General features: G+C 73.5%; 22 protein-coding genes. 12 read left to right on the forward strand and 10 right to left on the reverse strand.

What is annotated here, in order from left to right; translation table 11 throughout:
- Positions 1 to 75: 75 nt before the first annotated feature.
- From ACZ67M_RS31715 to ACZ67M_RS31725, 3 genes are read right to left on the reverse strand one after another with little or no spacing between them, the layout of a single operon-like run.
- A complete protein-coding gene (locus ACZ67M_RS31715) occupies positions 76 to 1,344 on the reverse strand; it encodes a hypothetical protein (protein ID WP_469853774.1) in 1,269 nt (422 codons plus the stop codon).
- 3 nt (positions 1,345 to 1,347) lie between these two features.
- Positions 1,348 to 1,602 carry a MoaD/ThiS family protein gene (locus tag ACZ67M_RS31720; protein ID WP_469853775.1) on the reverse strand — a complete coding sequence of 85 codons (255 nt, stop codon included), beginning with the start codon at positions 1,600 to 1,602 and terminating at the stop codon, positions 1,348 to 1,350.
- 37 nt (positions 1,603 to 1,639) lie between these two features.
- Positions 1,640 to 2,500 carry an alpha/beta hydrolase gene (locus ACZ67M_RS31725; RefSeq protein WP_361366382.1) on the reverse strand — a complete coding sequence of 287 codons (861 nt, stop codon included), beginning with the start codon at positions 2,498 to 2,500 and terminating at the stop codon, positions 1,640 to 1,642.
- A 234-nt stretch (positions 2,501 to 2,734) separates the two neighbouring features.
- On the opposite strand from ACZ67M_RS31725, the gene ACZ67M_RS31730 reads away from it, so the two are divergent.
- The 5 genes from ACZ67M_RS31730 (at position 2,735) to ACZ67M_RS31750 (ending at position 7,954) form a co-directional block, all read left to right on the forward strand.
- Positions 2,735 to 3,520, forward strand: a complete 786-nt coding sequence (locus ACZ67M_RS31730) for a response regulator transcription factor (protein ID WP_361366379.1) — start codon at positions 2,735 to 2,737, stop codon at positions 3,518 to 3,520.
- Positions 3,521 to 3,562: 42 nt separating this feature from the next.
- The gene (locus tag ACZ67M_RS31735; RefSeq protein WP_361366376.1) at positions 3,563 to 4,585 is read left to right on the forward strand and encodes a LacI family DNA-binding transcriptional regulator; all 1,023 of its coding nucleotides are present in this window, start codon (positions 3,563 to 3,565) and stop codon (positions 4,583 to 4,585) included.
- Between the two features lie 101 nt (positions 4,586 to 4,686).
- Positions 4,687 to 5,754 (forward strand): S1C family serine protease, encoded by a 1,068-nt coding sequence (locus tag ACZ67M_RS31740; protein ID WP_469853776.1) that lies wholly within the window; start codon positions 4,687 to 4,689, stop codon positions 5,752 to 5,754.
- 41 nt (positions 5,755 to 5,795) lie between these two features.
- Positions 5,796 to 6,536 carry a response regulator transcription factor gene (locus tag ACZ67M_RS31745; RefSeq protein WP_307013469.1) on the forward strand — a complete coding sequence of 247 codons (741 nt, stop codon included), beginning with the start codon at positions 5,796 to 5,798 and terminating at the stop codon, positions 6,534 to 6,536.
- On the forward strand, positions 6,533 to 7,954 hold the full coding sequence (locus tag ACZ67M_RS31750; protein WP_361366370.1) for a sensor histidine kinase: 1,422 nt from the start codon (positions 6,533 to 6,535) through the stop codon (positions 7,952 to 7,954). Before ACZ67M_RS31745 ends, ACZ67M_RS31750 begins: the two co-directional genes overlap by 4 nt.
- Before the next feature lie 20 nt (positions 7,955 to 7,974).
- On the opposite strand, the gene ACZ67M_RS31755 is transcribed toward ACZ67M_RS31750, so the two are convergent.
- Complete coding sequence (locus tag ACZ67M_RS31755; RefSeq protein WP_469853777.1) at positions 7,975 to 8,733, reverse strand: DeoR/GlpR family DNA-binding transcription regulator; 759 nt, start codon at positions 8,731 to 8,733, stop codon at positions 7,975 to 7,977.
- 49 nt (positions 8,734 to 8,782) lie between these two features.
- Here ACZ67M_RS31755 and ACZ67M_RS31760 point away from each other — a divergent pair, with 49 nt between their 5' ends.
- The gene (locus ACZ67M_RS31760; protein ID WP_161331191.1) at positions 8,783 to 9,166 is read left to right on the forward strand and encodes a DUF4406 domain-containing protein; all 384 of its coding nucleotides are present in this window, start codon (positions 8,783 to 8,785) and stop codon (positions 9,164 to 9,166) included.
- Complete coding sequence (locus tag ACZ67M_RS31765) at positions 9,163 to 9,831, forward strand: NUDIX domain-containing protein (protein ID WP_469853778.1); 669 nt, start codon at positions 9,163 to 9,165, stop codon at positions 9,829 to 9,831. The genes ACZ67M_RS31760 and ACZ67M_RS31765 overlap by 4 nt, the downstream gene beginning before the upstream one ends.
- A gap of 70 nt (positions 9,832 to 9,901) precedes the next feature.
- Here the strand turns inward: ACZ67M_RS31765 and ACZ67M_RS31770 are convergent, their stop codons facing one another.
- Complete coding sequence (locus tag ACZ67M_RS31770; protein WP_469853779.1) at positions 9,902 to 11,716, reverse strand: bifunctional metallophosphatase/5'-nucleotidase; 1,815 nt, start codon at positions 11,714 to 11,716, stop codon at positions 9,902 to 9,904.
- Between the two features lie 296 nt (positions 11,717 to 12,012).
- On the opposite strand from ACZ67M_RS31770, the gene mshD reads away from it, so the two are divergent.
- The gene (mshD, locus tag ACZ67M_RS31775) at positions 12,013 to 12,939 is read left to right on the forward strand and encodes a mycothiol synthase (protein WP_469853780.1); all 927 of its coding nucleotides are present in this window, start codon (positions 12,013 to 12,015) and stop codon (positions 12,937 to 12,939) included.
- A 7-nt stretch (positions 12,940 to 12,946) separates the two neighbouring features.
- Here mshD and ACZ67M_RS31780 read toward each other — a convergent pair whose 3' ends face one another.
- From ACZ67M_RS31780 to ACZ67M_RS31800, 5 genes are read right to left on the reverse strand one after another with little or no spacing between them, the layout of a single operon-like run.
- Positions 12,947 to 13,591: an ABC transporter gene (locus tag ACZ67M_RS31780; RefSeq protein ID WP_385800972.1), complete on the reverse strand. Its 645-nt coding sequence runs from the start codon at positions 13,589 to 13,591 to the stop codon at positions 12,947 to 12,949.
- Positions 13,579 to 15,054 carry an ABC transporter permease gene (locus ACZ67M_RS31785; protein ID WP_469853794.1) on the reverse strand — a complete coding sequence of 492 codons (1,476 nt, stop codon included), beginning with the start codon at positions 15,052 to 15,054 and terminating at the stop codon, positions 13,579 to 13,581. The genes ACZ67M_RS31780 and ACZ67M_RS31785 overlap by 13 nt, the downstream gene beginning before the upstream one ends.
- Positions 15,055 to 15,095: 41 nt before the next feature.
- Entirely contained in the window at positions 15,096 to 15,962 is an 867-nt protein-coding gene (locus ACZ67M_RS31790) for an ABC transporter ATP-binding protein (RefSeq protein WP_392102370.1), read from the reverse strand.
- A 46-nt stretch (positions 15,963 to 16,008) separates the two neighbouring features.
- Positions 16,009 to 16,866, reverse strand: a complete 858-nt coding sequence (locus ACZ67M_RS31795; protein ID WP_385800969.1) for a zf-HC2 domain-containing protein — start codon at positions 16,864 to 16,866, stop codon at positions 16,009 to 16,011.
- Positions 16,863 to 17,405 carry a sigma-70 family RNA polymerase sigma factor gene (locus tag ACZ67M_RS31800; protein ID WP_161331184.1) on the reverse strand — a complete coding sequence of 181 codons (543 nt, stop codon included), beginning with the start codon at positions 17,403 to 17,405 and terminating at the stop codon, positions 16,863 to 16,865. Before ACZ67M_RS31800 ends, ACZ67M_RS31795 begins: the two co-directional genes overlap by 4 nt.
- A gap of 288 nt (positions 17,406 to 17,693) precedes the next feature.
- On the opposite strand from ACZ67M_RS31800, the gene ACZ67M_RS31805 reads away from it, so the two are divergent.
- The 4 genes from ACZ67M_RS31805 (at position 17,694) to pstS (ending at position 22,910) form a co-directional block, all read left to right on the forward strand.
- The gene (locus ACZ67M_RS31805) at positions 17,694 to 19,934 is read left to right on the forward strand and encodes an RNA degradosome polyphosphate kinase (RefSeq protein WP_361366345.1); all 2,241 of its coding nucleotides are present in this window, start codon (positions 17,694 to 17,696) and stop codon (positions 19,932 to 19,934) included.
- Positions 19,915 to 21,087, forward strand: coding sequence for a CHAD domain-containing protein (locus ACZ67M_RS31810; protein ID WP_469853781.1), 1,173 nt, complete (start codon positions 19,915 to 19,917; stop codon positions 21,085 to 21,087). The genes ACZ67M_RS31805 and ACZ67M_RS31810 overlap by 20 nt, the downstream gene beginning before the upstream one ends.
- A gap of 54 nt (positions 21,088 to 21,141) precedes the next feature.
- Positions 21,142 to 21,576, forward strand: a complete 435-nt coding sequence (locus tag ACZ67M_RS31815; RefSeq protein ID WP_469853795.1) for an NUDIX hydrolase — start codon at positions 21,142 to 21,144, stop codon at positions 21,574 to 21,576.
- A 203-nt stretch (positions 21,577 to 21,779) separates the two neighbouring features.
- Positions 21,780 to 22,910 (forward strand): phosphate ABC transporter substrate-binding protein PstS, encoded by a 1,131-nt coding sequence (pstS, locus tag ACZ67M_RS31820; RefSeq protein WP_361366340.1) that lies wholly within the window; start codon positions 21,780 to 21,782, stop codon positions 22,908 to 22,910.
- Positions 22,911 to 22,960 lie beyond the last annotated feature (50 nt).

The raw sequence follows: 22,960 nt of genomic DNA on the forward strand, positions 1-22,960 counted from the left end.
GAGCGTAACCCGGGCGGGTGGCGCCGCCCGGGTTCTGTAGACCACCTGTGACACCCGGCGCCGGGCGCCCGGCGGTCAGGCCAGCGCCCGGCCCAGCAGGTACACGGCCGGCGCGGCGGCGGCCAGCGGCAGGGCCACGCCCGCAGTGAAGTGGACGAAACGGGACGGGTAGTCGTACGCCGCCACCCGGAGGCCGACCAGCGCGCACACCGCCGCGCCCGCGCCGAGCAGCGCTCCCGACGCCCCGAAGTCCGTCGCCGAGCCGACCGCGATCCCCGCTCCGGCCGCCGCGAGCAGCGCGACGACCACGGAACCCGCCGTGGGCAGCGGCAGGGCGCGGGCCACGACCGCCACGGCCACCGCGACCGCGCCGACCGTCACCGCGTCCGCGTCGGCGGCGAGGTACCCGCCCGCGATCACGGCCATGGCCGCCGCGGCGACGGTCGCCATCAAGCCGTACATCCGCTCGTCGGGGTCGGCGTGCGAGCGCAGTTGCAGGACGAGGGAGAGCAGCACCCACACCCCGAGCGTGCCGAGGATCGCCGCCGGGGAGCGGTCCGACACCAGCATCGCCGCGTCGGCGGCCAGCGCGCCCGCGAAGCCCAGCGCGATGCCCTGCCTGGCCGGCCACATGCCGTTCAGGCGGAACCAGCCCGCCGCGGTGACGGCCTGGAGGGCGACGAGCGGGACGAGGAGGGCGTACGTGCCGAGCGCCGCCGCGCCGGCCAGCAGCAGCCCGAGCAGCGCGGTGAGCCCGGCCGGCTGCATCCCCGGGTCGATGATCGGCGAACGCCCTTCGGCACGGGCCCGCTGCGCGTCGGTCACCCGCGTGTTCCCGGCGAGGGTGGCCGGACCGTAGCCGGCGTCGCCGGGGGAGGCGGGTGAGGCGGGCGAGGCGGAGGCCGCGGGGGCCGCGGGAGCCGCCGGGGCCGCGGGAGCGTAAGGCTGGGGCTGGGGCTGGGGCTGGGGCTGCGGCTGCGGCTGCGGCTGTGGCTGGTACTGAGGTGCGTACGTCTGTGCCGGAGGCTGCTGGTACTGCTGCTGCGGGTACTGCTGCTGCGGCTCGGCCCCGTACGGCGGCAGGTACGCCGTCTCCTCCGCCTGGACCGGCGGCTGGGTCTGGTGCACCTGCGTCTCCCAGGTCTGACCCTGCCACTGCTGCGTGTACTGGCCGGCGTTCGGGTCCTCGTACCCCTGAGGAGCCTGGTGGGTCTGGTGGCCCTGGTGGGCCTGTTGATCGGGCCACTGGGCGTCGTACCCGCCCCGCCCGACCCATCTCCCGTGCTCGTCGTACCCCTCGTACCGCTGATGCGGCTGATGCGGCTGATAAGGCTGGTCGGTCATCGCTCACCCTCCTGCGAACGGCGGGAGCACCTCGACCGTGCCGCCGTCGGCCAGCCGTACCGTCTCATGCCCGCGGGTGCCCACCGGGTCGCCGTCGACGAGGAACGAGCAGCGCAGCAGCACGCGCGTGAGCTCGCCGGGGTGCCGCTCGCGCACCCCGGCGAGCGCGTCGGCGAGCGTGGCCGCGTCGTACGGCTCCTCGGCCACTCCCGCGGCGGCCTTCGCGGCGGCCCAGTAGCGCACCGTGACCTTTGCCATCTGGTTCCTCAATCAGTTGACGGTGAACACCGTCAGGCTAGCCCGCCCTGGAGACCGCCCAGGCGCCGATCCGGTCCAGCAGGGCCTCGTCCGACGCGTGCTCCGCGTGGCCCATCCCGGGTTCCAGCCAGAGTTCGCCGTGGTCACCGGCGGCGCGGGCCAGCATCCGGGGGTGGTCGAGGGGGAAGTAGCCGTCCCGGTCGCCGTGCACGAGGAGGAGCGGGGTCGGGGCGATCCGCGGCACCGCGTCCACCGGCGACAGCGGCTCCGGGTCCCAGGCCAGGTGGTGGATGCGGGTGCGGAAGCCGTAGCGGCCGACGAACCGGCCCTCGGGGCGCGTCACCATCCAGTGCAGCCGGCGCATCGGCGCCGTGCCCCGGTAGTACCAGCGGGCGGGCGCGCTCACCGACACCACGGCGTCCGTCCGCGCCGCGCTGTCCGGGCCGTACAGCGCCGCGTGCCGCAGCACCACCGAGCCGCCCATGGAGAAACCGACGGTCACCACGCGCGCGTGCCCGAAGCCGCGCGCCCACTCGACGGCAGCGGCCAGGTCCAGGACCTCGCGGTCGCCGACCGTCGACCGTCCGCCGGATTCACCGTGGCCCCGGAAGGAGAAGGTGACCACGGCGCCGTACCGGGCGAACGTCCGCGCGATGCGTCGCACGTGCGCCTCGTCCGCGCCGGCGGTGAAGCCGTGCGCGACGACGAACACCAGGTCAAAGGGGTCGCCGTCGGTCGCCGCCGGCTTGTACACCGCGTCGATCCGGACCCCGTCGGCGCTGCGCAGGAAGGTGCGTGCGGGCATGCGGCGGGGCGCTCCCCCGGGCGTCTCGGAATGCGGACGATTCCCTGGACGAGGGGTGGAACGCGCCACATGACCTGACGGTCGGTAGCTCATGTCGGCTATTCTGCTGCGTAGAGGACTCGGGCAAAGTAGCCCCCGGGTCCTTTTGTGCTTCCAGGAGCGTGGCCGATCGTTCACCTCCCGGACGCGCGGCGGACCCCACGGGCACGGGATCCGCACCGTACGAAGCAGTGCCGTAAACGTCCTCGCAGGGACCGAGGAGGAACCAGACGTTATGGGCGAGCGAAGCGTGCACGACCGTAGGACGACCCAGGCAGGTGGGGCGCGATGAGCTCTCTGCTGCTCCTCACCAACGCCCTTCAGCCGTCGACGGAGGTGCTCCCCGCCCTCGGCCTGCTGCTGCACAACGTCCGCGTGGCTCCGGCGGAGGGCCCGGCCCTCGTCGACACCCCCGGCGCCGACGTGATCCTCGTCGACGGGCGCCGTGACCTTCCCCAGATCCGCAGCCTGTGCCAGCTGCTGCGGTCCACGGGGCTCAGCTGTCCGCTGGTCCTCGTGGTCACCGAGGGCGGCCTCGCCGCCGTCACCGCCGACTGGGGCATCGACGACGTACTGCTGGACACCGCGGGACCGGCGGAGGTCGAGGCGCGGCTGCGGCTGGCCATGGGCCGCCAGCAGATCGTCGGCGACGACTCCCCGATGGAGATCCGCAACGGCGACCTCTCGGTGGACGAGGCGACATACTCCGCCAAGCTCAAGGGCCGGGTCCTGGACCTGACCTTCAAGGAGTTCGAGCTGCTCAAGTACCTCGCCCAGCACCCGGGCCGGGTCTTCACCCGGGCCCAGCTGCTCCAGGAGGTGTGGGGCTACGACTACTTCGGCGGCACCCGCACGGTCGACGTGCACGTACGGCGGCTGCGCGCCAAGCTCGGCCCCGAGCACGAGTCGCTGATCGGCACCGTCCGCAACGTCGGCTACCGCTTCGTCACGCCGGAGAAGCCGGAGAAGGCGAAGTCCGAGAAGACGGAGCGGGAGATGCCGGAGCGCGAGAAGGCGGCGCCGGCCGGGGCGGAGGCCGCGGACACGGCAGCGGCAAGGTCATCCAAGGTGTGATACGCCCTGCCCGGGGCGGGTCCATCCGCGTAGACTCCGCGCGTGGCCAAGGTGACTCGGGATGATGTGGCGCGGCTGGCGGGAACTTCCACCGCCGTCGTCAGTTATGTCATCAACAACGGACCCCGGCCGGTCGCCCCGGCCACGCGCGAGCGTGTCCTCGCCGCGATCAAGGAGCTGGGGTACCGCCCGGACCGGGTCGCCCAGGCCATGGCGTCGCGGCGCACGGACCTCATAGGCCTGATCATCCCGGACGCCCGCCAGCCCTTCTTCGGGGAGATGGCGCACGCCGTCGAGCAGGCCGCCTCCGAGCGCGGGAAGATGGTCCTGGTCGGCAACACGGACTACGTCGGCGAGCGCGAGGTCCACTACCTGCGGGCCTTCCTCGGGATGCGCGTCTCCGGTCTGATCCTGGTCAGCCACGCCCTGAACGACCTGGCCGCCGCCGAGATCGACGCCTGGGACGCCCGGGTCGTCCTGCTCCACGAGCGGCCCGAGGCCATCGACGACGTCGCCGTGGTCACCGACGACCTCGGCGGCGCCCAGCTCGCCGTGCGCCACCTGCTGGAGCACGGCTACGAGTACGTGGCCTGCATGGGCGGCACCGCCGAGACGCCGTCCGTCGGCGACCCCGTCTCCGACCACGTCGAGGGATGGCAGCGCGCGATGCAGGAGGCCGGGCTGTCCACCGAGGGCCGGCTCTTCGAGGCGCCGTACAACCGCTACGACGCCTACAAGGTGGGCCTGGAGATCCTGGCCGGGCCGCGCCGCCCGCCGGCGATCTTCTGCTCCACCGACGACCAGGCGATCGGCCTGCTGCGGGCCGCCCGCGAGCTGCGCATCGAGGTGCCGGGCGAGCTGGCGGTGGCCGGCTTCGACGACATCAAGGAGGCGGATCTCGCCGACCCGCCGCTGACGACCGTCGCCTCGGACCGTCCGGCGATGGCGCGGGCCGCCGTCGACCTGGTCCTGGACGACGGCCTGCGGGTGGCGGGCTCCCGGCGCGAGCGGCTGAAGGTGTTCCCCTCGCAGCTGGTCGTACGGCAGTCCTGCGGCTGCCTGTAGCACCCGCCCGGAGCCGTCTTTATATCGGGCATACGAGGTTCTGCCGGGCTTCTCAGGCAGCACTCAGGCCGCTCTCATCCTCGGGCGCGAAGCTCATGGACATGACCGAGAGCCTCCGCCGCAACGGCGAGTACGAGCACGCGCAAGAGAACCCGTACGGGAACCCGTACCAGGGCGCCCAGCAGCACGCCTCCTCTCCCGTCAACCCCGAGTGGCCGCCCCCGCCCACCCAGCCGCCCTCGGCGCACCACGCCGGGTTCGCCGCCGACGGGCAGCCCGAGCAGCCGCGGCAGAGGCGCCGGGCCCGTCGCGGCCCCGTCGCGCTGCTCGCGGCCGTGGCGATCGTCGCGGCGGCCATCGGCGGCGGCACCGCCTACGGCATCCAGGAGCTGACCGGCGGCGACACCGTCGCCTCCGCCACCAGCACGAACGTGGTGCCGTCCAGCCAGAAGGGCACGGTCTCCGGGGTCGCGAAGGCGGTCAGCCCCAGCATCGTCGAGATCAGCGCCACCTCGAACGCCGGCTCCTCCACCGGTTCCGGCGTGATCATCACCGGCGACGGCGAGATCATCACCAACAACCACGTCGTCTCCGGCGCCTCGTCGGTCAAGGTGCGGACCAGCGACGGCAAGCAGTACACCGCCGAGGTCGTCGGCACGGACAGCAAGAAGGACCTCGCGCTGATCAAGCTGGAGAACGCCTCCGGCCTGAAGGCCGCGAGCCTCGGCGACTCGGACGCCGTCGGGGTCGGCGACCAGGTCGTCGCCATCGGCTCGCCCGAGGGCCTGACCGGCACCGTGACCAGCGGCATCGTCTCCGCCCTCGACCGTGACGTGACCGTCTCGACCGACGAGGGGCAGCAGCAGCAGCAACAGCAGGGGCAGGGCGGCGGCCAGTGGCCGTTCGAGTTCGGCGGCCAGGAGTTCAACGGCGACACCGGCTCGTCCACGACGACGTACAAGGCGATCCAGACCGACGCCTCCCTCAACCCGGGGAACTCCGGCGGCGCGCTGATCGACATGAACGGCAACATCATCGGCATCAACTCCGCGATGTACTCGGCGACCGAGGCGTCCGCGAGCGCGGGCAGCGTCGGCCTCGGCTTCGCCATCCCGGTCAACACCGTCAAGGCCGACCTGCCCGACCTGCGCGCGGGTGCGAGCAGCTGAGCGGTCACGAGTACCCGCGACGAACGTGCGACGCTGATCCCATGAGCCCCGCAGACGCCGACCGCGACCGTGACGTCCAGCGCATCCTGATCGTCGACGACGAGCCGGCGGTCCGCGAAGCCCTCCAGCGCAGCCTCGCCTTCGAGGGCTACGGCACCGAGGTCGCCGTCGACGGCGCCGACGCCCTGGAGAAGGCCGCGGCGTACCGGCCCGACCTCGTCGTCCTCGACATCCAGATGCCCCGCATGGACGGCCTGACCGCGGCCCGCCGGATCCGCGGCGGGGGCGACACCACGCCCATCCTGATGCTGACCGCCCGGGACACCGTCGGCGACCGGGTCACCGGCCTGGACGCCGGCGCCGACGACTACCTGGTCAAGCCCTTCGAACTGGACGAACTCTTCGCCCGCATCCGCGCGCTGCTGCGCCGCAGCTCCTACGCGGCGGCGGTGGAGGCCACCGCCGAGGACGACGACACCCTCACCTTCGCCGACCTGACCATGGACCTGGCGACGCGGGAGGTCACCCGGGCCGGGCGCCCGGTGGAGCTGACCCGCACGGAGTTCACCCTGCTGGAGATGTTCATGGCGCACCCGCGCCAGGTCCTCACCCGGGAGCAGATCCTCAAGGCGGTCTGGGGCTTCGACTTCGAGCCGTCGTCCAACTCCCTCGACGTGTACGTCATGTACCTGCGCCGCAAGACCGAGGCGGGCGGCGAGCCGCGCCTGGTCCACACCGTCCGGGGCGTCGGCTACGTGCTGCGGCAGGGCGGCGCGGAGTGACAGGCCCGGTACGCCGCTATCGCGCGCTGCCGCTGCGTTCGCGCCTGGCGCTGCTGGTGGCGGGGGCGGTGGCGTTCGCCGTGACGGCGGGGGCGGTGGCGTGCTGGTTCGTGGTGAAGAGCGTCCTGGTGAGTTCGCTGGACGAGGCCCTGAAGGCGAACCGGATGGACAGGGCCCAGGTGAGCCGGTACGTGGACCTGCGCACCGGTCTCTGCTCCCACGACCCGCTCACGCACGAGCAGAACCCCTACGGTTCGTCCGTGCAACTCGTGGCCCGGCAGAACACGAGCTGCCTCATCATCGGCACCGAGGAGGTCCCGCTCACGGACGCCGACCGCGCCGTGGCCGAGGGCTCGTCCGCCAACGCCCTGCACGACGCCACCGGCTCGGACGGGACCCAGTACCGCGTCTTCACCTACACCGTGCCGGGCCTGTCCGACGTGGCCGTCTCCGCCGCGCGCCCGCTGAGCGAGGTGAACAGCTCACTCAACAACCTCGCGCTCGTCCTCGTCTTCGTCGCGGGCGCGGGCGTCGTCGGCGCCGGCGCGGCCGGCCTGTGGGTGGCCCGGACGGGACTGCGTCCCGTCGACGAACTCACCCGTACCGTCGAACACGTCGCCCGCACCGAGGACCTGACCGTCCGTATCCCCGTCGAGGACGACAGCGACGACGAGATCGCCCGCCTCTCCCGCTCCTTCAACAGCATGACGGCGTCCCTGGCCAGCTCCCGCGACCTCCAGCAGCAGCTCATCGCCGACGCGGGCCACGAACTGCGCACCCCGCTCACCTCGCTCCGTACGAACATCGAACTCCTCACCCGCAGCGAGGAGACCGGCCGCCCGATCCCGGAGGCGGACCGCAAGGCGCTGCTCGCCTCGGTGAAGGCGCAGATGACGGAGCTGGCCGCGCTGATCGGCGACCTCCAGGAGCTGTCCCGCCCGGACACCGGCCAGCACGAGGGCCGCACGCGGATCCTCCCGTGGCACGACGTCGTCGAGTCCGCGCTGCGCCGCGCCCGCCTGCGCGGCCCCGAGCTGACCATCACGGCCGACGTCGAGCCCTGGTACGTACGGGCGGAGCCGTCGGCCCTGGAGCGCGCGGTCGTCAACATCCTGGACAACGCGGTGAAGTTCAGCCCGGAGTCCGGCACCGTCGACGTACGCCTCGCCGACGGCGTCCTCACCGTCCGCGACCACGGCCCCGGCATCCCCGCCGACGAACTCCCGCACGTCTTCGACCGCTTCTGGCGCTCGCCGTCGGCCCGCGCCCTGCCGGGATCCGGCCTGGGTCTGTCGATCGTGGCCCGCACGGTCCAGCACGCGGGCGGCGAGGTGGCCCTGACCCCGGCGGAGGGCGGCGGCACGACGGCGACCGTCCGGCTGCCGGGGGCACCGAAGCCGCCGCCGGAGGTGCCGTAGGGGCCGGTCGCCACGAGCCGTCAGCCGGCCGTGACGACCTTCACGCCCAGGCCGGTGAGCCGTCCCACCACGGCGTCCTCGGGGGCGGCGTCGGTGATCAGCGCACCGATCCGGTCCAGGTCCAGGACGCGGTACCGCGAGGCGGTGCCGATCTTCTCGGACGAGGCCAGCACCCAGGTCTCCGCGGCCCGCGCGGACAGGGCGCGCTTCATCGCCGCCTCCTCGGCGTCGCCGGTGGTCAGCCCCGCCTCGGGGTGGACGCCGGTGACGCCCAGCAGGCACAGGTCGGCCGAGACGTTCCGCGCCGCCTCGATGGCGGCGGCTCCGCAGGCCACCGCCGAGTGCTTGAAGACGCGGCCCCCGATCAGGAACAGCTCCGCCCGCGGATGGTCGAGCAGGGCCGCGGCGATCGTCGGACTGTGGGTGATCACCGTGCAGTCGAGGTCGTGCGGGAGGGCGTGGGCGACGGCGAGGGCGGTGGTCCCGCCGTCCAGGATCAGCGCGCTGCCCGGCCGCACCAGCCCGGCCGCCACCTCGGCGACCCTGCGCTTGCCGTCCGGGGCGATGGTCTGCCGGGCGGCGTAGTCCGCCACCGCGGGCGAGACGGGCAGGGCGCCGCCGTAGACCCGCTGCACCAGCCCCTCGGCGGCGAGGTCGCGCAGATCCCGGCGGACGCTGTCCTCGGAGATCCCCAGCCGCACGGCGACGTCCTTGGCGACGATCTTGCCCTCCCGGGCGAGCAGTTCCAGCAGGTGATCCCGCCGTTCAGCAGCAAGCATGCACAATCTCTCCTGTTCTTGCACGGTTCTGCATGTATCGTAGCGCGTCATGACCGACAAACCCCTGCTGATCCTGATCGCCGGCCCCTACCGCTCCGGCACCGGCGGCGACCCCCGCGCCATGGCCGCCAACCTCGCCCGCCTGGAGGAGGCCGCCTGGCCCGTCTTCGCCGCCGGGCACCTGCCCGTGATCGGCGAGTGGATCGCCCTGCCGGTGCTCCGCTCGGCCGGCGCGGGCCCCACCGACCCCCTCGCCGACCAGGTGCTCTACCCGGCCGCCGACCGGCTCCTCGCCCACTGCGACGCCGTACTGCGCCTGCCCGGGGAGTCCGCCGGGGCCGACCAGGACGTCGCCACCGCCCGCCGCCGGGGCCTGCCCGTCTACCACGACGTGGCCGAACTCCCCCGCCGCGTCCCGCAGGAGACCGCGTGACCGGCCGCCCCGGCGTGGACGTCCCCGACCACCGCGGCCGCACCGGCCTCGACCGCGCGGGACGCGGCCTGGACCGCAACCCCGGTGTCGTGGTCCAGGACGTCGAGCTGACCTCCCGGGGCTGGCACGTCCTGCGCCGCACCACCTTCGACTACCGGCGCCGCGACGGACGCTGGGAGACCCAGCAGCGCGAGACCTACGACCGGGGCAACGGCGCCGTCGTCCTCCCCTACAACGCCGAACGCGGCAAGGTCCTGCTCACCCGTCAGTTCCGCTACCCCGCCTACGTGAACGACCACCCCGACGGCATGCTGATCGAGGCCGCCGCGGGCCTGCTCGACGCGGACGACCCGGTCACCGCCATCCGCCGCGAGGCCGCCGAGGAACTCGGCGTCACGCTCGGCCCGCTCACCCACGTCCTGGACGCCTACATGAGCCCCGGCTCCGTCACCGAGCGCCTGCACTTCTTCGCCGCCCCCTACACCCCGGCCGACCGGACCGGCACGGGCGGCGGCCTGGAGGAGGACGGCGAGGACATCGAGGTCCTGGAGATCGCCCTCACCGACGCCCTGGCCATGATCCGGGACGGCCGCATCACCGACGGCAAGACGATCATGCTCTTGCAGTGGGCGGCCCTGGACGGCCCGTTCGCCCCGGCCGGATGACGACAGACGGGTGGGGTGCGTCCGCCCGCGTTCCGGACGGGACGCACCCCACCTGCGCCGGCGTACCCCGCTACTTGACGACCGTGATCCGGTCCGCGGCCGGCGGTTCGATCGGGTCGCCGGCCGACGAGTTGGCCGTCAGGTACTGCTCCAGCGCGGCCAGGTCGTCGCCGCCGACCAGTTCGTTCGCGCCCTCGTTCAGGGTGGGGAAGCCGTCGCCGCCGCCCGCGAGGAAGCTGTTGGAGGCGACGCGGTAGGTGGCCGCCGGGTCGAGCGGGGCGCCGTCCAGCCGGATCGAGTCCGTCACCACGCGGTCCGCGCCGGACTTCGTCAGGTCCAGGGTGTAGGTGAGGCCGGACGAGACCTGGAGGATCTTCGGGGCCGCCTCGTTCGGGCCGCTGACCTGCTCCTTGAGGACCTGGACCAGCTGGGCGCCCGTGTAGTCCTTGAGGTTCACCGTGTTGGCGAAGGGCTGGACGGTGAAGCCCTCGGCGTAGGTGACCACACCGTCGCCCTCGGCGCCCGAGGCCGCGTAGGTCAGCGGGGCACGGATGCCGCCCGGGTTCATCAGGGCCAGGTCGGTCTCCGGGTCCTGGGTCCTCCCGTACGCGAGCTGCGCGTCGGCGATCAGGTCGCCCAGCGGGGACTCGGTGCCGTCACGGGAGATGTCGGCGGAGATGTGGCCGACCGCGCGGTTGCCGATCGGGGCGGCCAGCGTGCCCCACTTGTCGATCAGCCGGGTCATGTCGGGCGCCTTCGGGACGTCCCGCGTCACCACGTGGTTCGCCGACTTCACCGACGTACGCGCGATGTCGCCCGTGCGCCGGTCGTAGGTCAGCGTGGTGTCCGTGTAGAGGCGGCCGAAGGACGCGGCCGAGGTGACCATGCGGGGGTTGCCCGCCGGGTCCGGGACGGTGCAGACGTAGGCGTTGTGCGTGTGGCCGGTGACCAGCGCGTCGACCTGGGGCGTGACGTTCTTCGCGATGTCGACGATCGGGCCGGAGATGCCGTCGCCGGCGCCCGGGGCGTCGCAGTCGTAGTTGTAGGACGTCGACGCCGGGAAACCGCCCTCGTGGATGAGGGCGACGATCGACTTCACGCCCTGGCGCTGGAGCTCCTTGGCGTACTTGTTGATCGTCTCGACCTCGTCCTTGAAGGAGAGGCCCTTCACGCCCTCCGCCGAGACGATGTTCGGGGTGCCCTCCAGGGTCACGCCGATGAAGCCGACCTTGACGCCGTTCTTCTTCCACACCCAGTACGGCTTGAGGATGGGCTTGCGGGTCTTCTCGTCCAGGACGTTGGCGGCCAGGTACGGGAAGTCGGCGCCCTTGAACCTCTTGTCCGTGTAGCAGCCCCCGGTGGGGTGGCAGCCGCCCTTCTGGAGGCGGGCCAGCTCCTTCGCGCCCTCGTCGAACTCGTGGTTGCCGACCGACGTCACGTCCAGGTCGAGCTTGTTCAGCGCCTCGATGGTCGGCTCGTCGTGGAAGAGGCCGGACAGCAGCGGGGACGCGCCGACCATGTCGCCGCCGGCCGCGGTGACGGAGTAGCGGTTGCCCTTGCGGGCCTCGCGCAGATGGGTGGCGAGGTACTCCACACCGCCCGCGTCGACCGTCTTCGTCGTGCCGTCCGGCTGGACCTCGGTGACCCGGCCGGAGGAACCGGCGGGCGGCTCCAGGTTGCCGTGCAGGTCGTTGAAGGAGAGCAACTGGACGTCCTGGTAGCGGCCGTGCCCGTGCCCGTGCCGGCTCGCGTCCGCGTCCGCGTTCGCCGACGCCGGCAGGGCCGCGGCGGCGAGCGCCCCGGCGGTGACGGCCGTGGCGGCGGCGAGAAGAACGCCCCTGCGGCGTCTGCGGCGCGACTGGTGCGGCTGTGCTGTGGCTGGCATGCGCCCCCCTGTGGGTGTGCGTGGCGCGAGCCGCTGAGGGACGGCCCGTCGGAGCGGCAGCCTAGGGTCAACGCGCGTAGCGCGACAGGGGGTTCCTGGTTACATCCTGGTTTACCTTGCCGTCCGCACCTCGCCCGCGCGGCGCCCGAGCGCCCCCGGCCGGGTCCCGCACGCGCGGCGCCCGCACCACCGGCCGAGCCCGCCGGCACGGCGCCCGCACCGCTGCCCGCACGTCCGCGCCGCCCGCTCCCGCGACTGCCGCCGCTTTGCCCCACCCGCCCCTTACCCTCGTACGCATGACCAGCGACGACACCGCGCGGCCCGGCCGCCCCCGCTCGATCGAGACCCTCGCCGAACTGACCCCGGAGCAGACCGGCGCGGTCCTCGCCCTGCTCGGCGAGGCGGCCCGGAACGACGGGCAGCACGCCGTGTCCGAGCAGGGCCGGCTGCACCTGCGCGGCCCCGCGCGGGAGGGCATCGCGCACCTGCTGCTCACCGTCGACGGCGAACTCGTCGGCTACGCCCAGCTGGAGGGCACCGACCCGATCGAGCCGCCGGCCGCCGAACTGGTCGTCCACCCCTCGCACCGGGGCCAGGGGCACGGGCGCGCCCTGGGCTCCGCGCTGCTCGCCGCCTCCGGCAAGCGGCTGCGGGTCTGGGCGCACGGCGGCCACTCCGCCGCCCGGCACCTCGCGCAGGTGCTCGGCCTGACGCTGTTCCGCGAACTGCGGCAGATGCGACGGCCCTTGGCCGGCCTCGACCTGCCGGACCCGCGGCTGCCCGAGGGGGTCACCGTCCGCGCCTTCGTACCCGGGCGGGACGACGCGGCCTGGCTCGCGGTGAACGCCGCCGCCTTCGCCCACCACCCCGAGCAGGGCTCCCTCACCCAGCGGGACCTCGACGACCGCGAGGCCGAGGAGTGGTTCGACCCGGCCGGTTTCTTCCTGGCCGAGCGGGCGGGCGAGCTGATCGGCTTCCACTGGACCAAGGTGCACGCGCAGGAGCGCCTGGGCGAGGTGTACGTCCTCGGTATCCGCCCCGACATCCAGGGCGGCGGCCTGGGCAAGGCCCTGACCACCATCGGCCTGCGGCACCTGGCCGGACAGGGACTGCCCACGGCGATGCTGTACGTGGACGCGGACAACAAGGCCGCGGTGTCCGTCTACGAGCGCCTGGGTTTCGTCACCCACGAGACGGACCTGATGTACCGCACGGAGTCCTGAGCCCGCCTCACACGGCCCGGCGCACCCGCCGCCGCCCCAGCGGCTCCGGCCCGCACCACGCCCCCGCCACGGCCACCGCCGCCAGCAGCACCGCCCACCGGTCGTGCCCGGCCGCCCACCGGGGATCGTCGGGCGTCACGAACAGCGCCCAGCCCTCCGGCAGCGACAGCGGCGCGAGGACGGCCGCCAGGAGCAGGGCCGCGGCGACGAGCGGTCCCGGACGGGCCTCGTCCGTCAGCCGTACCGCCGCGGCGGCACCGGCGAGCGCCAGCAGGGCCGCCACCGCCGCCTCCAGGGTGACGTCACCGGCCGGGGGCCGGGACTCCGACGGGGTGAGCAGCAGCGCGGCCGTCCACCACAGGGCGGCGAGCGGTGCGACCAGCGCCACCCGCAGCGCCTGCCGGACCGGCCGCCGGGTGGGGACGGGCGCGGTGAGGTGCCGGGCCGGGTCGTCCAGCAGGAAGGCCAGTGCGAGGGCGCCGGTCAGGGCGACGCCCCGCAGCAGCACCAGCGTCTCCCAGGGACCGGGCTCGGCACCGGTGACGACCGGCGTGGCGGCGATCAGCAGCCCGAGCGCCCCCGCCGCCGCCAGTACCCGCCACGGCAGAGTGCGCCACACGGCGCCCACGAGATCCGCCGTCACTCCTCGCACGAGTCCGCCTTCTCCGGCCCGGCCACGCCGAGCAGTCCGGCGGCGCGGGCGGTGGTGACGCCCGGCGCGGTCAGCTCGGACCAGTGCGCCTTCACCCGCTCGCCGACCCCGGCGGGCGGGTTCTCCAGCAGCCGGCGTACGACGTCCGTCTGGCCCGCCGTCATGGAGAGTGGCTCGGTGGGCGACAGCACGATCGCGGACCCCCGCACACTGTCGTCCACCCGGACCCGGCGCAGGGCGTCCACCGGGTCGTCCTGCCAGCTCAGGGAGAGCCACATGAGGGTGACCATCCGCCCGTCGCAGACCTCGCTGCCGGCCTTCTCGCTGCCCGCGACGAGCACGGCGGCGACGGCGCTGGAGAACTCGGGCACCCGGTTGCCGCCCCAGGCGGTACCCACCGTCACCTGTCCGGCTTCGGTCTGCGGTGCCATCGCGGCGTCGTTGACCAGCCCGTACGTGGCGACGACCCGCTGCCGTACGTGGAGCCGCCGTTCGTGCGCGGAACCCCCGGCCAGCGCCTGGACCCGGTCCACGACCCCGGCCCAGGTGCCGACGCGGGGCGTCCACTCGGGGAAGGCGCAGTACGTCGACCGGCCGCGCTCGGCGCAGTTCAGTTCCGGGTCCGACACGGCACGCTCGCGGGCGGCGGTCAGCTCCGGCGACGGCGCGGCACCCCGGGCCTGCAGGACGCCCCCGGTGACCGCCACGACCAGCCCCAGGACGACGCCCGTCCGGACGGCGATGCTCCGGCCGCCGGAGAGGAGCACCGCCAGGAGGGCCAGGCACAGGGCCACGCCGGCCAGGTAGAGGGCGTGCCAGGCGGCGGGCCGCCCCAGCAGCTCGGACGGCAGGGCGCCGGCACCGCTCTGCACGACGACGGGCGCCAGCCAGGACACGCCGTCCGCGCCGTCGCCGCCCGCACCGAAGGCGAACGTGTACAGCAGCAGCACCACGACCAGCGGCCCCGCGAGCGCCGACCGGACCACCCGGGCCAGCAGCACCCCGAACATCCCGAACACCAGCACCACCAGGGGACCGACGGCCAGTTCGGCCGGCGAACCGTGCCCGACCGCGCCCGGCATGAGCGCCTCCCAGGTGAACTGCCCGCCCACGCACACCGCGGTGAGCAGGACGGCCGGTACGACGGACAGCGCGTGGGCCGCCGTACGGTGCGCGCGCGGCAGCACCAGCACCCCGAAGTGGTGCTCGGTGCCGTGCCGTCCGGAGCGCAGCACGGCGAAGTCGGCGCACACCAGGACGGCCAGCCCGACGAGCATCGGCATCGTCTGGGTGCTCCGGTCGGTGTCCTGGAGGGCGGGATACCCGTCCCAGGCGCCGGGCGTACGCCAGACGATCCAGGCGAGGTACGCCGCGAAGGCGACGACCACGGGAGCACTCGTCAGCAGCCGCCGCGCCTCGAACCACGCCAGCGCGAGCACGGCCCCGTTCGCGGAGCCCCGCATCCCGGTCTCCTCATCCGCCGGAGCGTCGGCGACCAGGGCACTCACGCGGCCACCTCCGCACCGTTGCCGTCACCGTCGAGGACGAGGAGGTAGCCGTCCTCCAGAGTGGGTTCGGCCGGCTCCGCCCCCGCGGGCGGGTCACCGACGTTCCGGAACGCGCCGGTCCCGGTGCGCCACCCGGCCCTCGCCCCCGGATCCCGCTCCGCACTGCTCCAGACCCGCCCCTCGGCGCGGGCGGTCAGCTCGGCCGGTGTCCCGTCGAACCGCACGGCTCCCCCGGCCATGACGACGACCCGGTGGCAGAGCATCGCGACGTCCTCGGTCTGGTGGGTGGAGAGCAGCACGGTCCGCCCCTCGCCCGCCCCGGCGATCAGCTCCCGGAACCGCATCCGCTGCTCGGGATCGAGCCCCACGGTCGGCTCGTCCAGCACCAGGAACCCGGGGTCGCCCACCAGGGCGGCGGCCAGGGCGACCCGCTGCCGCATCCCCCCGGACAACTTCTTGATCTTCCGTCCGCGTACGTCCCCGAGCCCGACGTCCTCCAGCACCCGCCGCACCTCGCGATGGCGTTCCCGGCGCCCCGCCAGCTCCTTGAGGATCGCGACGTAGTCGACGAACTCGAAGGCGGTGAAGTCCTGGTGGAAGCCGGGCGTCTGCGGCAGGTACCCGAGCCGCCGGCGCACCTCCTGCCGCCCGCGCGAGGTACCCGGGTCGTGCCCGAGCACGGTGAAGACCCCGCGGTCGGCGGGCACGGCGGTGGCGAGGACGCGCAACAGGGTGGTCTTGCCGGCCCCGTTGGGTCCGAGCAGCCCGGTGACGCCCGGGGTGAGCCGCAGCGACACGTCGTCGAGGGCCCGGGTGCGCCCGTAGTGAAGGCCGAGCCCGGACGCGGAAACAGTGGGGGTCATACGCCACTCCCGTACAAGTAAAAGATCAAGGAACCGGCCGACGACCTCACACGGCCCCCCGCCCGAGTACGTCGAACCGGTCCCGGAAGACGAACAGCAGCCCGGCACCCAGCAGCGCGAGCCCCGCGGACACGCCCTGCCCGGCCGCGGTGAACGGCGCGAGCGGAACGTCCTCGCCCCGCCCCGCACTGGCCACGACCAGCAGCACCACCCAGGCCCCGGCCACCGCCGCCGGCCCCGCCACCGGACCCAGCCGGGGCGTCAGCGCGAGCCCGGCCGTGGTGAGCGCGAGCCCCGGCAGCAGCCAGGCCAGCGCGGTCAGCCCGTACCCGGGCATGGCGAGGGAGGCCAGCCCGTTCACCCCGAGGGCCACGACCAGCACGGCGACCGTGCGGATCATCAGCAGCCGGAAGCCGTGCATGGGCGAGACGACGGCCATCTCGTACGTCGGGTCCAGGACGGGCCCGTAGGCGAGGGCCACGCCGGCCAGCGGCAGCAGCGGGGCGAGGGCGAGGAAGAGAGTGGGCCGCTCGGCGGCACCGGCCGAGAAGGCGACGAAGAAGGTCGTGACCAGTACGGCGGCGACGGCACCGAGCCAGGAGCGGCGCAGTACCGGCGTGGCCGCGAGCAGCCGGGCGGTGCCGTCCCCGACGCCGCACCGCACCAGCAGCCTCTCGAACCACCCCGGCCGGGGCGCGTCCAGCTCGGCGTCGAGCCGCTCCCACCCCAGGTCCAGGGCAGCGCGGTCACTCAGCCCGGCGAGTACGCCCCGGCACGGTGCGCAGGCGCCGAGATGGGCGTCGGCGGACCACAGCAGGGGTGCCGCCAGCTCCCCCCGGGCGTAGGCCCGAAGATCACCCTCGTCCACGTGCCACCCCTGCCGGCGGCTGTCCTCGTCACTCATGCCAGCGCCTCCCGCAGCTGCCGGCGGGCCCGCATGGCCCGCGTCTTGACCGTGCCCGGCGGGATGCCGAGCAGGACGGCCGCCTCGCGGGTGGTCAGCCCGTCGACGACGGTGGCCTGGAGTACCGCGCGCAGCTCCGGCGACAGCCGAACGAGCGCGCCGGCGAGGTCGCCGTGCTCCACCCCGGCGAGCACCCGCTCCTCCGCCGAGACCTCGTCCCGGTGCCGCAACCGCGCCAGCGCCTGCCGCAGGCGTCCGCGCGCTCCGTCGCCGCGCAGCACGTCGATGAGGCGCCGCGACCCGATGCGCCACAACCACCCGGCGACATCCCCGTCCTCCCGGTACCGCGCGCTGCCGCGCCACACCGCGAGGAACGTCTCCTGCACGACGTCGTCGACGACACCGGCGTCGGAGCAGCGGCTGCGCATGCGGGCGGTCAGCCAGGGGGCGTACCGGCGGTACAGCTCCTCGAAGGCCCGCCGGTCACCGTCCCCCGCGACGGCCCGCAACAGCTCCCCGTCGCTTCTCGTTTCGCTCACATCTCCTCATCGCACGAACCCCACGCTTCGGTTCACACGATCGCAGCGAGCCTTTCGTGCGGGTGCACCGGCGTGGACGCGGGCCGGACGGCAGCGGAGGCCCCACTGAAGCGGCCACGGGCCGCCGCGGGCATCCCACCCGGTGACCCCCCGCTATCCCACACGTCATGTCCCCGTAACCATCGATTCAGACAGCCTTGCGACCCTCACCGAATGAAGCCCACCGAGCCAGAGCCTTCCGTGCCCTCCGACGCGCCTGTCCGGCGCGTGGCGCGGAAGAATGGGTTCATGAGGCAGCCGAACACCCAGGCAGAGGTCCAGCACACGCAGCCCTCCGTGGGCTCCATCGCCGCGCACCGCTCGCACACCGTGGCCGCCACGGTCTCCGACCTGGAGCCGGACATCGACGCCGACCTCGACGCGTACGAGGAGTCGGAGGAGTCCCAGGCCGGCGGCGCCCAGCTCCCGCAGGGCCGCTTCCTGGACCGCGAACGCAGCTGGCTCGCGTTCAACGAACGCGTCCTCGAACTCGCCGAGGACCCCGCCACCCCCCTCCTCGAACGTGCCAACTTCCTCGCGATCTTCGCCAGCAACCTGGACGAGTTCTTCATGGTCCGCGTCGCCGGCCTCAAGCGCCGCATCGCGACCGGCGTCGCCACCCGCTCCGCCTCCGGCCTCCAGCCCCGCGAGGTGCTGGACATGATCTGGGCCCGCTCACGCGAGCTCATGGCCCGCCACGCCGCCTGCTTCCACGAGGACGTCGCCCCGGCCCTCGCCGAGGAGGGCATCCACCTGGTCCGCTGGAGCGAACTGGCCGAGAAGGAACAGGCCCGCCTGTTCACCCTCTTCCGGCACCAGATCTTCCCGGTCCTCACCCCCCTCGCCGTCGACCCGGCCCACCCCTTCCCGTACATCTCGGGCCTCTCCCTCAACCTCGCGGTCGTCGTCCGCAACCCCGTCACGGGCCACCGCCACTTCGCCCGCGTCAAGGTCCCGCCGCTGCTCTCCCGCTTCCTGGAGGCCTCCCCGGGCCGCTACGTCCCCATCGAGGACGTCATCGCCGCCCACCTGGAAGAGCTGTTCCCCGGCATGGAGGTCCTGGAGCACCACGCCTTCCGCCTCACCCGCAACGAGGACCTGGAGGTGGAGGAGGACGACGCGGAGAACCTCCTCCAGGCCCTCGAGAAGGAGCTGATGCGGCGCCGCTTCGGCCCGCCCGTCCGCCTGGAGGTCGAGGAGAGCGTGGACCGCGAGGTCCTGGACCTCCTCGTCCGCGAGCTGAAGATCGGCGAGGCGGAGGTCTACCCGCTCCCCGGCCCGCTCGACCTCACCGGCCTCTTCCGCATCCACAGCCTCGACCGCCCCGAGCTGAAGTACCCGAAGTTCGTCGCCGGCACCCACCGCGACCTGGCCGAGGTGGAGTCCGCCTCCGCGCCTGACATCTTCGCCGCGCTGCGCAGCAGGGACGTGCTCCTGCACCACCCGTACGACTCCTTCTCGACCTCGGTCCAGGCCTTCCTGGAGCAGGCGGCGGCCGACCCGGACGTCCTGGCGATCAAGCAGACGCTGTACCGCACCTCGGGCGACTCCCCGATAGTCGACGCGCTGATCGACGCGGCCGAGTCGGGCAAGCAGGTCCTGGTCCTGGTGGAGATCAAGGCCCGCTTCGACGAGCACGCGAACATCAAGTGGGCCCGCAAGCTGGAGGAGGCCGGCTGCCACGTGGTCTACGGCCTGGTCGGCCTGAAGACCCACTGCAAGCTCTCCCTGGTGGTCCGCCAGGAGGGCGAGACCCTGCGCCGCTACAGCCACGTGGGCACCGGCAACTACCACCCGAAGACGGCCCGCCTCTACGAGGACCTCGGCCTGCTCACCGCGGACCCGCAGGTCGGCGCGGACCTCTCCGACCTGTTCAACCGCCTCTCCGGCTACTCCCGCCGCGAGACCTACCGCCGTCTCCTGGTCGCACCGAAGTCCCTGCGCGACGGCCTGGTCTCCCGGATCCACAAGGAGATCCAGCACCACCACGCCGGCCGCCCCGCGTACATACGCATCAAGGTCAACTCGATGGTCGACGAGGCCGTGGTCGACGCCTGCTACCGGGCGTCCCAGGCCGGCGTCCCGGTCGACGTGTGGGTGCGGGGCATCTGTGCGCTGCGCCCGGGCGTGGAGGGCCTGTCGGAGAACATCAGCGTCCGCTCGGTCCTCGGCCGCTTCCTCGAACACTCGCGGGTCTTCGCCTTCGGCAACGGCGGCGAGCCGGAGGTCTGGTTCGGCAGCGCCGACATGATGCACCGCAACCTCGACCGCCGGATAGAGGCCCTGGTCCGGGTCACCGACCCGGCCCACCGGGCGGCCCTGAACCGGCTCCTCGAGACCGGCATGTCCGACGGCACCGCCTCCTGGCACCTCGGCCCGGACGGCGAGTGGACCCGGCACGCGACCGACGCGGACGGCCAGCCCCTGCGCAACATCCAGGAGATGCTCATAGACGCCCGGAGGCGCCGGCGTGGCACAGCGACACCTTGACCCGACGGACCGGGCCCCCGCGGAAGCGGTGGCGCCCCCGGCCTCGGACACCGACGCCCTGGCGTCCTACCTGCGGGCCCAGGCCACGGAGTTCCTCCGAGCCCTGCGCAGGCACCGCGAGTCGGGCGCGTCCCCGAACGGCGCGTCACCGGCGACCAGGTCGGCGGCGCCCCCCGCCGCGCCCACGGCCCACGTGGACACGGCCCGCGCCCTGCGCCGAGCAGCCCGCCGTCTCAGCGGCACACTGCACACGTTCCAGCCCCTGCTGGACGCCGACTGGGCGGAGGGCATGCGCCCCGAGCTGGCCTGGCTGTCCGGCACGCTGGCGATGGAACACGCGTACGCGTCCCGCCTGGACCGCCTGCTCCAGGCCCTGCACCGGCTCTCGGGCTCCGCACCGCTCCCGTCCCCGCGCCCGGTGAGCGGCAGGACCGGGGCGACGGCGCCACCCACCACGCCCCCCACCGCCCACCCCGACCGGGGCAACCTCACCGTGGGCGCCGCCAAGGCGGGCGCGCTGCTCGACCGCCAGCTGACCCTGGCCCGCACCCGGGCCCACTCCACCGCCCTCCAGGCCCTGGGCAGCAGCCGCTTCCACGCGGTCGCCGACAAGGTCGCCTTACTGGCCAGCGAGGTCCCCCTGCGGACCACCGGCCCCCTCACCGCCCCCGCGACCGCCGCCCCCACCGACCTCCGCCCCCTGGCCACCGCGGCCGAGGACCGTCTGACCGACGCCGTGGCCGCCCTCCCGCTGGTCACCGCGGGCAGCCCGTACAACGCCCAGGCGCTGGTCCACGGCCTCTCCCCCGACCCGTCGCCGCACCCGCAGGACGCCCCCTGGCACCAGGTCCGCCTGCTCCTGCGCCTGCACCGGTACGCCCTCGAGGTGCTGGCCGGCGGGGCCACCGCGGGCACCGAGACCGGTGACGACTGCGCGGACGTACGCCTGCTCGCCGCGGGCGAGGCCCTGGACCTGCACCGCGACGCCTCGGAGGCCGCGGCGGCCGCTGCCCAGGCGGCCCGTACGCCGCGCATCGCACCGGCGACGGCGTACGCGCTGGGCGTGCTCCACGCCGACCAGCGGCATGAGGTGGAGGCGGCGAGGTACGCGTTCCAGCACAGCTGGCACAAGGAACCCATCAGGCTGCCGTAGCCGCTGCCGCAGGACTCTCCTCGGACCCGGGACAGGAGGCGCGAGCGCACAGTGGTGATCCCCGCGGACACCGTCCAGGCGGCCGGCTGCGTCCTGTGGCGCTCCGCCCCCGAGCACCCCTCCGCCCTGGAGCTGTGCCTCGTCCACCGCCCGAAGTACGACGACTGGTCGCATCCGAAGGGCAAGCTCAAGCCCGGCGAGGACCATCTCGCGGCGGCGCTGCGCGAGGTCGCGGAGGAGACCGGCTACGCCGCCCGGCCCGGCGTCGAGCTGCCCACGGTGCGCTACCTGGCGAACGGCCGCCCCAAAGTGGTCCGCTACTGGGCGGCGACGGCCACCACCGGCGCCTTCGCCCCGTCCGACGAGGTCGACCGCATCCTGTGGCTGGAGCCCGCGGCCGCCCGTGCCCGTCTCACCCAGCCCCGCGACCGGACCCTCGTGGACGCCCTCCTCGCGACCCTCCCGCCCGGAACCGCTCCGTGTCCTTGACGTGAGCGTTCCGTGACCTCACCGCACCGTCCACAGGGGTTCACCCCGCGTTCATTTACGCCCATCGGCGGCTTCACCTGTTCTGCCTAATTTCGGCCTTAGCCGATACGGGTCGCACCCGAAAGCGCGTCCGTATCCCAAAGCTCGCAGTCCTCGCACGCCGCCGGATTCAGGACGGCGGCTCCTGGAAGGAACTCCCTCAAGTGAAGCTTCAGCGCATGAACCGGCGGGCCCTCGCTCTCGGTGCTCTCGCCGTCTCCGGCGCCCTGGCCCTCACGGCGTGCGGCTCCGACGACACCGGCGGCAACGGCGGCAGCGGGGACAGCAGCAACGCCGCCAGCAACAGCAACATCAAGTGCGAGGACGCCAAGGGCCAGCTCCAGGCCTCCGGCTCCTCCGCCCAGAAGAACGCGATCGACGCCTGGGTCAAGCAGTACGTCGCCGCCTGCCAGGGCGTGCAGATCAACTACAACCCGACCGGTTCGGGCGCGGGCATCACCGCGTTCACGCAGGGCCAGACCGCGTTCGCCGGTTCGGACTCCGCGCTGAAGCCCGAAGAGGTCGAGGCCTCCAAGAAGGTCTGCAAGGACGGCCAGGCCATCAACATGCCGATGGTCGGCGGCCCCATCGCGGTCGGCTTCAACGTCCCCGGCGTCGACACCCTGACCCTGGACGCCGCGACGCTCGCCCAGATCTTCGACAGCAAGATCACCAACTGGAACGACCCGGCGATCGCCAAGCTCAACCCCGACGCCAAGCTGCCCGACCTGAAGATCCAGGCCTACCACCGCTCGGACGAGTCCGGCACCACGGACAACTTCACCAAGTACCTGAAGGCCGCCGCGCCCAAGGACTGGAAGTACGAGGGCGGCAAGTCCTGGCAGGCCAAGGGCGGCCAGTCCGCGCAGGGCTCCTCCGGTCTGGCCGGCGGGGTGAAGCAGACCGCCGGTGCCATCTCGTACTTCGAGCTGTCGTACGCCAAGGAGGGCATCAAGACCGTCGACGTCAAGACCGCCGCCGCGGAGCCGGTTCCGGCCACCGTCGAGAACGCCACCGCCGCCATCGGCGCGGCCAAGGTCGTCGGCACCGGCAAGGACCTCGCGCTGGAGCTGGACTACACCCCGGACGCCGCCGGCGCCTACCCGATCGTCCTGGTGACGTACGAGATCGCCTGCGACAAGGGCAACAAGGCGGAGACCCTGCCCGCCGCCAAGTCCTTCCTGAACTACATCGCCTCGGAGGACGGCCAGGGCCTGCTGGCGGACGCCGGCTACGCCCCGATGCCCACCGAGATCATCACCAAGGTCCGCGAGACCATCTCGGGCCTGAGCTGACCCGAGTGCGGTCCGGCCCCCGTCCGGGGACCGGACCGCACCGTCCGGTG

The organism is Streptomyces sp. NPDC107500 (assembly GCF_055582785.1).